General features: G+C 65.7%; 11 protein-coding genes. 4 read left to right on the top strand and 7 right to left on the bottom strand.

Translation table 11 applies throughout. The features are described from left to right. Positions 1–7: 7 nt before the first annotated feature. Positions 8–1,663: an electron transfer flavoprotein-ubiquinone oxidoreductase gene (locus ACVENA_RS07730; protein ID WP_449328302.1), complete on the bottom strand. Its 1,656-nt coding sequence runs from the start codon at positions 1,661–1,663 to the stop codon at positions 8–10. Between the two features lie 120 nt (positions 1,664–1,783). Between ACVENA_RS07730 and ACVENA_RS07725 the strand changes: the two genes are divergently transcribed. The 4 genes from ACVENA_RS07725 (at position 1,784) to ACVENA_RS07710 (ending at position 6,095) form a co-directional block, all read left to right on the top strand. Continuing rightward, entirely contained in the window at positions 1,784–2,569 is a 786-nt protein-coding gene (locus ACVENA_RS07725; RefSeq protein WP_449328301.1) for a uracil-DNA glycosylase family protein, read from the top strand. Positions 2,570–2,576: 7 nt separating this feature from the next. Continuing rightward, complete coding sequence (locus ACVENA_RS07720; protein WP_449328300.1) at positions 2,577–4,337, top strand: lytic transglycosylase domain-containing protein; 1,761 nt, start codon at positions 2,577–2,579, stop codon at positions 4,335–4,337. Positions 4,338–4,342: 5 nt separating this feature from the next. Continuing rightward, on the top strand, positions 4,343–4,867 hold the full coding sequence (gene moaB, locus ACVENA_RS07715; RefSeq protein WP_449328299.1) for a molybdenum cofactor biosynthesis protein B: 525 nt from the start codon (positions 4,343–4,345) through the stop codon (positions 4,865–4,867). A 139-nt stretch (positions 4,868–5,006) separates the two neighbouring features. Next, positions 5,007–6,095 carry a PA0069 family radical SAM protein gene (locus tag ACVENA_RS07710; protein WP_449328298.1) on the top strand — a complete coding sequence of 363 codons (1,089 nt, stop codon included), beginning with the start codon at positions 5,007–5,009 and terminating at the stop codon, positions 6,093–6,095. Positions 6,096–6,137: 42 nt separating this feature from the next. On the opposite strand, the gene ACVENA_RS07705 is transcribed toward ACVENA_RS07710, so the two are convergent. The 6 genes from ACVENA_RS07705 to ACVENA_RS07680 form a co-directional block, all read right to left on the bottom strand. Next, a complete protein-coding gene (locus ACVENA_RS07705; RefSeq protein WP_449328297.1) occupies positions 6,138–7,742 on the bottom strand; it encodes a long-chain fatty acid--CoA ligase in 1,605 nt (534 codons plus the stop codon). A 100-nt stretch (positions 7,743–7,842) separates the two neighbouring features. Then, positions 7,843–8,238, bottom strand: a complete 396-nt coding sequence (locus ACVENA_RS07700) for a GFA family protein (RefSeq protein WP_449328911.1) — start codon at positions 8,236–8,238, stop codon at positions 7,843–7,845. A gap of 22 nt (positions 8,239–8,260) precedes the next feature. Then, positions 8,261–11,749 (bottom strand): DNA polymerase III subunit alpha, encoded by a 3,489-nt coding sequence (gene dnaE, locus ACVENA_RS07695; RefSeq protein ID WP_449328296.1) that lies wholly within the window; start codon positions 11,747–11,749, stop codon positions 8,261–8,263. Positions 11,750–11,900: 151 nt separating this feature from the next. Beyond that, positions 11,901–12,377 carry a glutathione peroxidase gene (locus tag ACVENA_RS07690; RefSeq protein ID WP_449328295.1) on the bottom strand — a complete coding sequence of 159 codons (477 nt, stop codon included), beginning with the start codon at positions 12,375–12,377 and terminating at the stop codon, positions 11,901–11,903. A gap of 184 nt (positions 12,378–12,561) precedes the next feature. Next, a complete protein-coding gene (locus ACVENA_RS07685) occupies positions 12,562–13,239 on the bottom strand; it encodes an ABC transporter ATP-binding protein (RefSeq protein ID WP_449328294.1) in 678 nt (225 codons plus the stop codon). Then, complete coding sequence (locus ACVENA_RS07680; protein WP_449328293.1) at positions 13,232–14,482, bottom strand: lipoprotein-releasing ABC transporter permease subunit; 1,251 nt, start codon at positions 14,480–14,482, stop codon at positions 13,232–13,234. Before ACVENA_RS07680 ends, ACVENA_RS07685 begins: the two co-directional genes overlap by 8 nt. Positions 14,483–14,849: the final 367 nt, after the last annotated feature.

The following is a 14,849-nucleotide window of genomic DNA, read 5'->3' as shown; positions in this document are numbered from 1 at the left end:
AACGGACTTACATATTGGGGTAATTGGGGCCTCCGCCGCCTTCGGGGGTGACCCAATTGATATTCTGGGTCGGATCCTTGATGTCGCAGGTCTTGCAGTGGACGCAATTCTGCGCGTTGATGACGAAGCGCGGATTCCCCTCGTCCTGCCCGACCACCTCATAGACGCCCGCGGGACAATAGCGCTGCGCGGGCTCGTCATAGAGCGGCAGATTATATTCGATCGGGATCGACGGGTCCTTGAGTTGCAGATGGACCGGCTGGTCCTCCTCATGATTGGTGTTCGACAGGAACACCGAGGACAGGCGGTCGAAGGTCAGCACACCATCGGGCTTCGGATAGTCGGGCTTCTTCATCTGGTCGGCACGATAAAGCGTCGTGTTGTCGGGGTGGTGCTTCATCGTGAAGGGCACGCGGATGCCGAAATTTTCCAGCCACATCGTCATGCCCGCCAGCATCGTTCCGGCAAGGTCGCCGAACTTCTCGACCAGCGGCAGCACGTTGCGGACGACGCCAAGCTCCTTCTTCACCCAGCTTTCGTCATAAGCATCCTGATAGGCGGTGAGCACATCGCCCTCGCGCCCAGCCGCGACGGCCGCAAAGGCCGCTTCGGCCGCCATCATGCCCGACTTCATCGCGGTGTGCGTGCCCTTGATGCGCGGCACGTTCAGGAAACCCGCGGTGTCGCCGATCAGCGCGCCGCCCGGAAAGGCGAGCTTCGGCACCGACTGCCAGCCGCCGTCGCTGATCGCGCGCGCGCCATAGGAGACGCGCTTGCCGCCTTTGAGGATCTTCGCGATCTCGGGATGGGTCTTCCACTTCTGCATCTCCTGAAAGGGGGAGATGTGCGGGTTGCGATAGTTGAGCCAGGTGACGAACCCCAGCGCGACCTGCCCGTTCGCCTGATGATAGAGGAAGCCGCCGCCATTGGCGTTCTCGTCGAGCGGCCAGCCCTGCGTGTGGATGACGCGGCCCGGCGCATGATTGGCCGGATCGATGTCCCAGAGTTCCTTGACCCCGATGCCGTAAACCTGCGGCTCGCAATCGGCGTCGAGCGCGAATTGCGGCTTGAGCATCTTGGTCAGGTGCCCGCGCACGCCTTCGGCGAAGAAAGTGTATTTCGCATGGAGTTCGAGGCCGGGGGCATAGTCGGGCTTGTGGCTGCCGTCGCGCGCGATCCCCATGTCGCCGGTCGCGACGCCCTTCACCGATCCATCCTCGTTATAGAGGATTTCGGCGGCGGCGAAGCCGGGGAAGATTTCGACCCCCAGCCCCTCGGCCTGTTCGGCCAGCCAGCGGCAGAGATTGCCGAGGCTGCCTGTGTAAGTGCCCTTGTTGTGCATGAAGCCGGGTGTGATGAAGTGCGGAACCCCGAGCTTCTTCTTCTTGGTCAGCACCCAATGCTGATTATCGTTCACCGGCACTTCGGCGAGCGGGCAACTCTGATCGCGCCACTCGGGGATCAATTCGTCGAGCGATTTGGGGTCGATCACCGCCCCCGACAGGATATGCGCGCCGACTTCGGACCCTTTTTCGAGGATACAGACCGACAATTCGCTGCCCGCCTCGTTCGCCAGTTGCTTCAGCCGGATCGCCGCCGAAAGCCCCGCAGGCCCCGCCCCGACGATCACGACGTCATAGGGCATCGATTCCCGTTCGCTCACCGCAAGTACCTTTCTGCCGTCCCCGCGCGGGATCATTCATCGTGTCCCGCGCTCACTCTGTCACATATTGCGATGCCCGCCAATTGACGGCCCCGTCAACTGCCTGTTTGAAACAAAATCATGGGTGGGCGCAATTCAACCTTGCTGGCCGAAAGCTATCACGACTGGTGGTCGCTCGCTGGCGTGGATTCACTCGTCGGCGAAGCGTCGGCGGGCTGGCTCGACGTGCCCGTCGCCAATGACGTTGCGGCAAGGCCGAAACCATCGCCGGTCGCCGAGCCCGAAGCCCCTCCGCTTCCTGCCGCGCTCCAGCGCCGCGAAGTGCCCGCCGAAGCCGCCCCCAAAGGCCCGGTCGTGTTTCCGGACGACTGGGACGCTTTCCAGACATGGCTAGCCGAAGGCCCCGACGTGCCGGGCAGCCAGTGGGACGCGCGCCGCGTGCTTCCCGCGGGGCAGGCCGAAGCGCCGCTGATGCTCCTCACCGCCTGGCCCGAAATCGACGACCAGCGCGACGCCGCCCTCTTTTCCGGCCCCGCGGGCCAGCTTCTCGACGCGATGCTGCGCGCGATCGGGATGGCGCGCGCCGACTGCTATCTCGCCAGCCTTGCCGTCACGCGCCCGCCCGGCGGCCGCTGCGACGACAAAGACAGGGGCGAGCTCGACCGGCTGCTCTGGCACCACCTCGGGCTAGCCAGACCGCAGCGCCTGCTGCTGATCGGCAGCGACATCGTGCAGATGGCGGCGGGCCTGTCGCTTCCCGACGCGCGCGGAAGGTTACTCGATCTTAACCAAGATGGCGGCAAGATGGAGGCCGTGGCAGTCGCGCACCCCGCGATGCTGCTTGCCCGGCCCGCGCAAAAGGCGGCTGCCTGGGACAGCCTGAAACTGTTCAACCGGGGACGTTGACAGAGATATGAAGATTATGACCGCAAAATTGCTTTCGGGCGCGCTTCTGGCCTTGGCCGCAACGGCCTCGCCCGCGCTCGCCGCCGATACCGGCACACCCGACCTGCTCGCCGCGCCGCAGACGGTGCCCGACATTCTCTCCTCGAAACAGAAACAACTCTATACGCAGGTGCTCGCCGCAATCCGCGGCCAGCGCTGGGCCGAAGCGAAATCCTTGCTCGGCGACGACAATGGGCCGCTCGCCGATTTCCTGCGCGCCGAACTGCTCACCGCCGCGAACAGCCCGCGCGCCGAAGTCGCCGACATCATGCCGATCCTCGCGCGCTCGCCCGAACTGCCGCAGGCCGAACAGCTCGGCCGCCTCGCGACCAAGCGCGGCGCGACCGACATCCCGACGCTTCCCTATCAGAACCGCCTGAGCTGGTCGGGCACCGCGCCGCGCCGCGTCGGCGCCGACAGCGTCAGCGACCCATTCGCGGCGGGCCTTGCGCGCTCGATCCCCGACCGGATCAAGAATGACGACCCGGCGGGCGCCGAATCGCTCTATATGGCCGTCGCCGACAAGCTGACGCCCGAGGCGCGCGACGAATGGCGGCAAAAGATCGCCTGGTCCTATTATATCGAGAATGACGATCAGAACGCGCTGCGCCTGTCGCAGGCCTGCACCGAAGGCCGCGGCGCCTGGGCGACGCAGGCCGCGTGGGTGCAGGGGCTCGCTGCATGGCGCCTGCGCGACTATCCGACTGCGCTCGTCTCGTTCGACCGCGTCGCGCGCGAAGCGCCCGACAGCGAACTGCGCGCCGCGGCCTATTATTGGGCGTCGCGCGCCGCGATCGCCTCGGGCCAGCCGCAGTCGGTGCAGTCGCGCCTGCGCGCCGCCGCCGCGAACGAGGAAACCCTCTATGGCCTGCTCGCCGCCGAAACGCTCGGCATCGAGACCGGAAGCCAGCGCGAGAATGTCCGTCCCGACCGCAGCGCCTGGCGCGCGCTCGAAGATCTGCCCAACGTCCGCGCCGCCATGGCGTTCGCCGAGATCGGCGAGGACGCCTATGCCGGCGAACTGCTGAAGCATCAGGCGCGCATCGGCAATCCGAACCAGCACGCCCAGCTCGCCGGCATGGCGCAGGCGCTCAGCCTTCCCGAAACCCAGCTCTATCTCGCACACAACACGCCGCAGGGCCGCAAGCTCGCGACGGCGGCGCGCTATCCGCAGCCCAAATGGGAACCCAATGGCGGCTGGCGCGTCGATCCGGCGCTCGTCTTTGCCCACACGCTCCAGGAATCGCGGTTTCAGCGCGCGGTCGTGAGCCCGGCGGGTGCGATGGGGCTGATGCAGGTGCGCCCCGGCACCGCATCCGACCTCGCGCGCTGGAACGGCGACGGCCGCGCGCCGGGCGACCTCAAGACGCCCGCGGTCAACATGGATTTCGGCCAGCGCTATCTCGAATATCTCAGCAAGGACGGCTCGACGGGCGGCCTGCTGCCCAAGGTGATCGCCGCCTATAACGCCGGCCCCGCGCCGATCGCGCGCTGGCAGAGCGAGATTCGCGACAATGGCGACCCACTGCTCTACATCGAATCGATCCCCTATTGGGAAACGCGCGGCTATGTCGGCACCGTCCTGCGCAATTACTGGATGTACGAAGCGCAGCAGGGCAAGCCGTCGGTCAGCCGCGCGGCGCTCGCGCAGGGCAAATGGCCGCGCTTCCCCGACAGCAAGGACCGCACCCGGTTGAGCTGGGCCGGCGGCCTCGCCGATGCCAATTGACGTCGATGCCGATTGACGAAAGCCTGGCGTTCCGGCCGGTTCGCATTGCGATTCTGACGATTTCGGACAGCCGCAGCGCGACCGACGACAAATCAGGCGACAAGCTAGAGGCGTTGCTGACCGATGCGGGCCATATCCTTGCTGCGCGCGCAATCATCCGCGACGAAAGCGACCTGATCGTCTCGCGCCTCCACAACTGGATCGACGATCCGGAGGTCGATGTCGTCATCACCACCGGCGGCACCGGCCTCACCGGCCGCGACGTCACGCCGGAGGCGCTGCACCGCCTCGACGGGAAGGATATCCCCGGCTTCGGCGAATTGTTCCGCTGGCTCAGCTACCAGACGATCGGAACCTCGACGATCCAGTCGCGGGCCTGCGCGGTCGTCGCGCGCGGCACCTACATCTTCGCGCTCCCCGGTTCGACCGGCGCGGTGACCGACGCGTGGGAAGGCATTTTGGAGACCCAGCTCGACAGCCGGCACCGGCCTTGCAACTTCGTCGAACTGATGCCGCGGCTGACCGAATAGCCTCTCATTCGTCATCCCGGCGAGGGCCGGGATCTCATCGCATCACTTCCGGACCGAGGTCGAGATTCCCGCCTTCGCCGGAATGACGAAACAGTATAATGTTCTTTCTTTGTTCCATTCGGCGCGATACTCTCGTCCAGTGGAATCGCCGAAACCCCTTCCCCCGCTATCGGGCCGCGGCGCGCCGACCAACTTGCGCCCGACACGCACAGGATCGGCCGAACGCGAGGCCGATGGCGACTGGCTCGACGCCGCGGAGCACATCGATGGCGCCCCGCCACCGCTGCGAACGACGGTGACCGTTGAGCATCCGAAGACAATCATCGCGCGCAACAGCTCGCCTGACATCGGTTTCGATCGCTCGATCAATCCCTATCGCGGCTGCGAGCATGGCTGCATCTATTGTTTCGCGCGGCCGACGCACGCCTTCCACGACCTGTCGCCCGGCCTCGATTTCGAAAGCAGGCTTTTCGCCAAACCCGACGCCGCTAAACTGCTGCGGCAGGAACTGGCGAAGCGCAATTACAAGGTCGCCCCGATCGCGATCGGCACCAACACTGACGGCTATCAACCGATCGAGCGCGAATGGCGGATCACCCGCGCAGTCGTCGAGGTGCTGGCCGAGACGAAGCACCCGCTGCTGATCACCACCAAGTCCGACCGGCTGCTCCGCGACATCGACCTGCTCGCGGCGATGGCGCGCGACGATCTGGTCGGGGTCGCGATTTCGGTGACGACGCTCGACGCGGCGCTCGCGCGCACGCTCGAACCCCGCGCGCCGCACCCGCGCCGCCGGCTTGCCGCGATCCGCAGGCTCATCGACGCCGGCGTGCCGACGCAGGTCAATATCTCGCCAATCATCCCCGCGATCACCGATCACGAGATAGAGGCGATCATGGCCGCCGCCGCCGAGGCCGGGGCGATCCGCGCCTCCCATATCCTGATGCGTTTGCCCTATGAGGTCGGCCCGCTCTTCCGCGCCTGGCTCGCCGCCCACTACCCCGACCGCGCCGAAAAGGTGATGCACATGGTCCAGGACATCCGCGGCGGCCGCGACAACGATCCCGGCTTCTTCACCCGCATGAAAGGCCAAGGCATCTGGCCGCAACTCATCCGCCAGCGCGTGCGGCGCGCGGCCCGCGAATACGGCATGGACCGCCGCTTCCCGCCGCTTCGCTGCGACCTGTTCCGGCCGCCCGAGCGCGATGGGCAGATGGAATTGTTCTGACAATATCGTCGCCCCCGCCTTCGCGGGGCGACGGTCTGTTCCTTAAGCCTCCACCAGCGACCGCAGCTTGTAATCCTTGTAATCGTCCCGAATCTGCCGCTTCAGGATTTTTCCCGTCGCGGTGTGCGGCAGTTCGTCGACGAAGACGACCTCGTCGGGCAGCCACCATTTCGCGACCTTGTCCTTGAGGTAATCGACGATGACCGCCTCGCTCACCTCGGCGCCGGGCTTTTTCACGATCAGCAGGATCGGCCGCTCGTCCCATTTCGGGTGGAACACGCCGACCGCCGCGGCTTCCTGCACCCCCGGCGCGCCGACCGCCGCATTTTCGAGCTCGATCGACGAAATCCACTCGCCGCCCGACTTGATGACATCCTTCGCGCGGTCGGTGATCTGCATGACGCCGTCGGGGTGGATTACCGACACGTCGCCGGTGTCGAACCAGCCGTCGGCGTCGGTGGCATCGGCGTCGGCCTTGAAATAGCGCTGGATGATCCACGGCCCGCGGCATTGCAGGCGTCCGCTCGTCACGCCGTCGCGCGGCAATATATTGTCCTCGTCGTCGACGATGCGCAGTTCGACCCCGAACGGCGGGCAGCCCTGGTGGCAGATGACATCGACCTGCTCGTCGAAGCTCAGGCTGTCCCAGTTCCACGGGCGCCGTCCCATCGTTCCGATCGGGCTGGTTTCGGTCATGCCCCAGGCATGGCCGACATAGACGCCCGCCTTCATGAAGCGTTCGACCATCGCGCGCGGCGCCGCCGATCCGCCGATGTTGACCTGCTGAAGCGCGCCATAGCCGATGCCGGTCGCGTCCATATGCGCGAACATCGCGAGCCACACGGTCGGCACGCCCGCGCTGTGCGTCACCCCCTCGGCCTGCATCAGATCGCACAGCACCTGCGCGTCGTTGGTTGCCGAAAAGACCATCTTCGCGCCCACGGTCGCCGCCGCGAAGGGAACGCCCCAGCTGTTCGCGTGGAACATCGGCACGATCGGCAGGATCACGCTGCGGTTCGACAGGTCGAAGGCGTCGGGCTGCACCTCGGTGATCGCGTGCAGGACGTTCGAGCGATGCTCGTAGATCACGCCCTTGGGATTGCCCGTCGTGCCGCTGGTGTAACAGAGCCCGACCGGGTCGCGCTCGTCGAGCTCCACCCAGGCGAAACTGCCGTCCTCGGCGGCGATCAGGTCGCGATAGGACAGATAGCCGTCCTGCGCGGGTGCATCGAACAGGACGAAATGCTCGACACTCTTCAGTTCGGGCCTGAGCCGCTCGACGATCGGCAGAAAAGCCGCGTCGAGGAACAGCACCCGGTCCTCGGCATGGTTGATGATATAGACGAGCTGCTCGTCGAACAGCCGCGGATTGACCGTGTGCAGGACCCCGCCCATTCCCGCGGTCCCGTACCAGCTCACCAGATGATGGCCGTGGTTCATCGCCAGCGTCGCGATGCGATCGCCCTTCTTCATCCCCAGCTTCACCATCGCGGCCGCGAAGCGGCGCGCATCGCTGCCCACCTCGCCCCACGTCGATCGCGTCACGCTGCCGTCGGCCCAGCGCGAGACGATTTCGCGCGCGGCATGTTCGCGCGCGGCGTGGTCGATCAGGCTGGTCACAAGCAGCGGCTGGCCCTGCATTCCCATGATAAGGCATCCTCGATTATCGTTGCCCCCAAGGGATAGGGTGGGAAGCAAAGTCCGCGCAAGACCAAAGATGCGCGGGCTCGCGCCCCGAAGCCGCTCTCTAACCCGGCAGGCCTGCCAAATGAGGGATATTCGCCAGATCGGCGTCCCAATCTGCGCGGCTTTCGCAGCAGATATGCGCCGTGGGGCGAATATCGACCGGACCGTCGAGGCTCCCGGCCGGAACGACAAGCAGGGCGCCATTCATTTGCATGCTGGGCAAGGCGGCCCCGCACGTCCGGCAGAAACTCCGCTCGTGGCGGGTGCCGGAAAGCCGGAAGGATGCGACGTCGGCTTCGCCGGCCAGCCACGCGATCGTCGCCCCGCTGGCGAACAGGTTTGCGCCGTGCGCGGACCCGCTCCCCTTTCGGCAGCGAGCGCAGTGGCACAGGAAAAAGGCATCGAAATCGCCCGACACTTCGAAGCGCACTGCGCCGCAGAGGCAGCTTCCAGGCATCTTTTGCACCATCTAGCTGCGCCTAGCGAACTCTGAAATCGCGCGGCGCGACAAGCGACAGCGCGGCTTCGGTTACGCCTGCCACCATTTCGAGACGTGAGACGGTGTCGGGGCCGAGCGCGAAACGGCTCCCGAGTTCGATCCGGATATCTTCGTCGGTGAGCGGATCGCGGGTCGCGATGATCACCTTGCCGCGCGCATCGTCGCGCCGTTCGAACAGCCCCGCGATCTCCGCCACCGCGTCAGCCAGCTCGACCCGGCACGTCAGTTGCAGCGCCGCGGTCGCGGCAATGTCCGCCAGCGACTGCGCCCCGCGCACGGTCACCCGCGGCGTCTCTTCCCCTTCGAGCAGGTCGAGCTCGACCGACAGGATCGCGCAGCCGCCTTCGGCCGCCAGCGCTTCCAGCACCTTGCCCGCCTGCTCGTCGAAACAGCTCGACTGGAACTGCCCGCTGCGGTCCGACAGCGTCAGGTTGAGGAAGCGGTTGCCGCGCTGCGACACGCGCGGGCGCGCGCTTTCGACCATCGCCGCCATCACCATCGGGATGCGCGTTCCGGGCGTCATTTCGACATTCTCGCAAATGTCGCCATAGCTGCGCGCGCCGCGCGCCTGGACGATCGCCTCATATTGCTCGACCGGGTGCGCCGAGAAATAGAAACCGAAGGCTTCCTTCTCGCGCGTCATCCGCTCGGCGAGCGTCCAGGGTTCGGCGGCCGGAAGCTGGAGCGCCGGCGCGATCGCGACGTCGCCGCCGAACAGCCCGCCCTGTCCGGTCGAACGCTCGTGCGCCGAACTGTTCGCGCAGGCAAGCAGCGCCTCGGCTCCGGCAAAGGCGCGCGGCCGGTCGGGCTCGACGCAATCGAACGCGCCGCCGCCCGCCAGCGCCTCGATCTGGCGGCGGTTGAGCTGCTTGGGATCGATACGGCTCGCGAAATCGTCGAGGCTCGCAAATTCGCCCTTGGCATGGCGCTCGGCGACGAGCACCTCCATCGCCTTTTCGCCGACCCCCTTCAAGGCACCGAGCGCATAGCGCACCGCCAATCCATCCTCGCCGCGCCCGACCGAGAAATCGGCCTCGCTGTCGTTGATCGACGGCGGCGCAACTGCGATGTCCAGCCGGCGCATGTCGTCGATGAAGATCGACAATTTGTCGGTCTGGTGGCTGTCGAACGACATCGACGCGGCAAAGAACTCATGCGGATAATGCGCCTTCAGCCACGCGGTCTGATAGGAGAGCAGCGCATAGGCGGCGGCATGACTCTTGTTGAAACCGTATCCCGCGAACTTGTCGATCAAGTCGAACAGCTCGTTCGCGGTCCTGGCGTCGATCTTGTTATGCTCGCCGCAGCCCGCAACGAAGGTCTCGCGCTGCGCATCCATCTCGGCCTGGATCTTCTTGCCCATCGCGCGGCGCAGCAGGTCGGCGCCGCCGAGGCTGTAGCCGGCGAGGATCTGCGCCGCCTGCATCACCTGTTCCTGATAGACGAAGATGCCGTAGGTTTCAGCGAGGATGCCCTCGAGCAGCGGGTGCGGATAGGCGATCGGCTCGCGCCCGTTCTTGCGCGCGCCGAACAGCGGGATATTGTCCATCGGGCCGGGGCGATAGAGCGCGACGAGCGCGATGATGTCGCCGAAATTGGTCGGCTTCACCGCCGACAGCGTACGTCGCATCCCTTCGGATTCCAACTGGAACACCCCGACCGTCTCGCCGCGCTGGAGAAGGGCGTAAACCTCCTCGTCGTCCCACGCGAGTTGGTCGAGATCGACATCGACCCCGCGCAGCGCCAGCAGCCGCCGCGCTTCCTTGAGCACCGACAGCGTCTTGAGACCGAGAAAGTCGAACTTCACCAGTCCCGCCGTTTCGACATATTTCATGTCGAACTGGGTCACCGGCATGTCCGAGCGCGGGTCGCGATAGAGCGGGACGAGCTGGTCGAGCGGCCGGTCGCCGATCACCACCCCCGCCGCGTGGGTCGAACTGTGCCGCGGCAGCCCTTCGAGCTGGCGCGCCATGTCGAACAGGCGGCGCACCCCGTCGTCCTGCTTATATTCGGTCATCAGCTCGGAAACGCCGTTCAGCGCGCGTTCGAGCGTCCAGGGGTCGGTCGGATGGTTGGGCACCAGCTTCGCGAGCCGGTCGACCTGGCCATAGCTCATCTGGAGCACGCGGCCGGTATCCTTCAGCACCGCGCGCGCCTTCAGCTTTCCGAAGGTGATGATCTGCGCGACGGTGTCGCGGCCGTATTTCTCCTGCACATAGCGGATCACCTCGCCGCGCCGCGTTTCGCAGAAGTCGATGTCGAAGTCGGGCATCGACACGCGCTCGGGGTTCAGGAAGCGCTCGAACAGCAGGCCGAGCTTGAGTGGATCGAGATCGGTGATCGTCAGCGCCCAGGCGACGACGCTTCCTGCCCCCGACCCGCGCCCCGGCCCCACCGGAATATCATGCGCCTTCGCCCATTTGATGAAGTCGGCGACGATCAGGAAATAGCCGGGAAAGCCCATCTGGGTGATGACCCCGACCTCGAAATCGAGCCGCTCGACATAGGCCTGCCGCTCCTCCGCGCTCAAGTCGGGATAGAGCGCGAGCCGCGCCTCCAGCCCCGCGCGGGCGTCGGCCGCAAGCTGCGCCGCCTCGCCTTCGCGGTCGCCCGCGAGGCTCGGCAGGATCGGCGCGCGCTTCGGCGCCATGAAGGCGCAGCGTTGCGCGACGACCAGCGTGTTGCGGATCGCCTCGGGCAGGTCGGAGAAAGCGTCCTTCATCGCCTCGGCGGGCTTCAGCCACGCCTCGGGGCTCGACACCCGGCGATCCTCGCTTTCGACATAAGCCGATTGCGCGATGCACAGCATCGCGTCGTGCGCGGGGTGGAATTGCGGCTCGACGAAATTGGCGGGGTTGGTCGCGGCGAGCGGCAGCGCCCGCGCATAGGCCATGTCGATCAGCGCGTCCTCGGCCGCCGTTTCGGTCGCATCGCCGCGCCGCGACAATTCGATATAGAGCCGCCCGCCGAACAGCGCTTCGAGCTGCTCGACATAATCCTCGGCCGCGCTCTTCTGCTCGCCCGCGAGCAGCCGCGCGAGCGCGCCCTCGCCGCCGCCAGTCAGGCAGATCAGCCCGTCGGTGCGGCCCGCGAGGTCGGAGAGCGCGACATGCGGCTCCTGCTCGACCGGCCGCCCGAGATGCGCGTGCGAGACGAGCGCGCAGAGATTGTTGTAGCCCGCATCGTCCTGCGCATAGAGCGCGAGCCAGTCGACCATCGGCGCGCCGTTCGCAAGCCGCTGCCCCGGCCGCGCAACGCTCAGCAGCGCGCCGATGACCGGCTGCACCCCCGCCGCCTTGCACGCCTCGCCGAACGCCATGACGCCATAAAGCCCGTTGCGATCGGCAATCGCGATCGCCGGAAACCCTCGCTCGCGCGCGGCCTTGGCAATGGCTTTCGGGTCGATCGCCCCTTCCAGCATGGTGAAACTGGAAAAGACGCGCAGGGGAACGAAGGGGCTGTAGGCCATGACGGGGACGCTAACGCCGCCCAGATGATTCGACCATGGCCTCGATTCACAAATCGTCATTGCGAGGCGCCGAAGGCGACGCGGCAATCCAGAGTAGGCGTAAGCCGCCCTGGATTGCTTCGCTACGCTCACGATGACGAAGGGCCGGGCATTATCCCAGCAATTCCTCAATCTCTTTCCGCAGCAACTCGGGCTTCGTCGTCGGGGCGTGGCGCGACACGGTCTTGCCGTCGCGGTCGACCAGGAATTTCGTGAAATTCCACTTGATCCCGCTGCCGAGCAAACCGGTCTTTTCCTCTTTCAGATGCTTGAAGATCGGATCGGCGTCCGATCCGTTGACATCGATCTTCGCCATCACGGGGAAGGTCACGTCATAGGTCAACGAACAGAAATTCGCGATCTCCGCCGCATCGCCCGGCTCCTGCGCGCCGAACTGGTTGCAGGGGAAGGCCAGTATCTCGAACCCGCGGTCCTTGTAATCGCGGTAGAGTTCTTCCAGTCCCTCATATTGCGGAGTGAAGCCGCATTTCGACGCGGTGTTGACGATCAACAGAACCTTGCCGCGATAATCGGCCAAGGACTGCGATCCGCCGCCGGGCAGCTTCGCCGAAAGATCGTATAAAGCCATAGTTTCTTCCCCCGATTGCACCCCCTCCCGCAAGCGGGAGGGGTAGCGAGACTTGGCAGCTTGCTGCCTAGTCGCAGCGGGGTGGGCAATCGCTCCGTCGCTGGCCCACCCCGCTGCGAGTAACGAGCAAGCTCGTAACTCTCGCTGCCCCTCCCGCTTGCGGGAGGGGTTTCTGGGGAATAGCTTACCCCTCTATCCGCCCCTCGTGCAAGCGCAGCACGCGGTCCATCTTCGCTGCCAGCCGCTCGTTGTGCGTCGCGACCAGCGCCGCCGAGCCATGATCGCGCACCAGTTTCACGAACTGGTCGAACACCCGGTCGGCGGTCGCTTCGTCGAGGTTGCCCGTCGGCTCGTCGGCGAGGACGAGCAAAGGCCGGTTCGCCAGCGCGCGCGCCACCGCGACGCGCTGCTGTTCGCCGCCCGACAGCTTGCTCGGCTTGTGATGCAATCGCTCGGCGAGCCCCAGCCGTCCGAGCAGGTCGGTTGCGCGTTCCTCGGCCTCGCTCTGCCCGGCACCGCGAATGAGCTGCGGCAGCACGACATTCTCGATCGCGGTGAAGTCGGGGAGCAGATGGTGAAACTGATAGACGAAGCCGATCTTCTCGCGCCGCGTCTCCGTCCGTTCGCCTTGACCCAGGCGGGTGACGTCTTCGCCGTCGATGCGGATTGTCCCCTCGAATCCGCCTTCGAGCAGGCCGACGGCTTGCAGCATCGTCGACTTGCCCGACCCTGACGGGCCGAGCAGCGCGACGATCTCGCCGCGGCGAAGATTCGCGTCGATTCCGCGCAGCACCTCGATGGTGACGTCACCTTGCGTGAAGCTACGCTTGAGTTCGGTGAGTTCGAGGAGGACATCACTCATAGCGGAGCACCTGCACCGGATCGGTGTTCGCGGCCTTATAGGCGGGATAGAGCGTCGCGAGGAAACTGAAGACGATCGTCATCACCGCGATCCCGGCGATTTCGAACGGGTCGGGTTTCGAGGGCAGTTCGGTCAGAAAGCGGATCGACGGGTCCCACAGCGACTGCCCGGTGATGATCTCGAACCCGCGCAGCACATTCTGGCGGAAAAAGAGCAGGCCGAAGCCGATCGCCATCCCCATCAGCGTCCCCGCGACCCCGATTGCGAGACCGATCGCGATGAAGATGCGCATCACCGAATCGCGCGATGCCCCCATCGTCCGCAATATCGCCATGTCGCGCATCTTGGCGCGCACCAGCATGATCAGCGACGAGATGATGTTGAACGCCGCGACCAGGATGATCAGCGACAGGATGATGAACATCGCGACGCGCTCGATCGACAGCGCCTCGAACAAGCTGGCGTTCATCGATCGCCAGTCGGATATCACTGCCTTCGCCGCGACCTTTTCGGCAAGCGGCTGCAGGATGGCGCCGACCTTGTCGGGGTCGGTCACCTTGACCTCGATCATCCCCACCTGATCGCCGGTCAGGAGCAGGAGCTGCGCATCCTCCATCGGCATCACGACATAAGCCTTGTCGAAATCATAGACGCCGATCTCGAAGATTGCCGACACGCGGTAGGCGATTTCACGCGGCACCGTCCCGAAGGGCGTCGAGCGCCCCTGCGGGTTGATGATCGTCACCGTCGAGCCGACCACCGCCCCCAGATTGCGCGCCAGCTCGCTGCCGAGCGCGACATTGCCCGAATTGGGGACAAGCGAATTGAGGCTACCCTGCAGCACCTTGCCGCCGAGAACGTCGTTCTTGCGGATGTCGGGTACGGTCATCCCGCGCACGAGCACGCCTTCGACGCGCCCGCTGAAGCTCGCCAGCAGCGGCTGCTCGATCAATGGCGTCGCCGAGACCACCCCCGGTGTCGCCTTCGCCTGCTTCAGCACGTCCTGCCAGTCGTCCAGCCGCCCGCCGAAGCCCTGCACCACGGCATGGCCGTTCAATCCGACGATCTTGTCGAACAGGTCGGACCGGACCCCGTTCATCACGCTCATCACGATCACCAGCGCCGCGACCCCCAGCGTCACCGCGATGAAGCTGAACGCCGCGGCGACGAAGATGAAGCCTTCGCCGCGCTGGGGGAGCAGATAGCGTTTGAAGATGGCGCGTTCATACGCACGCAGGATCATGGGGCGAGCGGCCTTTTCGGCGCAATGCGCGGTGCGGTCATGGCCTCGCTTTAGGCAGCGGCGGCGTCGCTGGCAAGGAGCGCTGGCGCCACTCAGTTGCGAACGATTCGCATAATATGTTGCTCATCGGCCACAGGCCGGGCCAAAAGAAACGCGATAAGCGTGCCGAAGGGTGACAAACTCCCCCCATGGCCCTAGCCCACACTCTCTGGTTCAACGCGGCCCAAAGGCCCGGCTCCAGGGAGTGCAGGCCTTTCGCCGGGCTTGCAACAAAGGGGGATGGCGAGTGTTCGTCACAGGCGCCCGGGTCTCGTCAGAGGCCCGGGCGTTGTGATTCTGGCACGAAGATAGCTGGGAACACGGACAC

The organism is Sphingopyxis sp. 550A, assembly GCF_053569535.1.
Note: the sequence above shows the minus strand (reverse complement) of the source record. Positions and strands in the feature narration are given on the sequence as shown.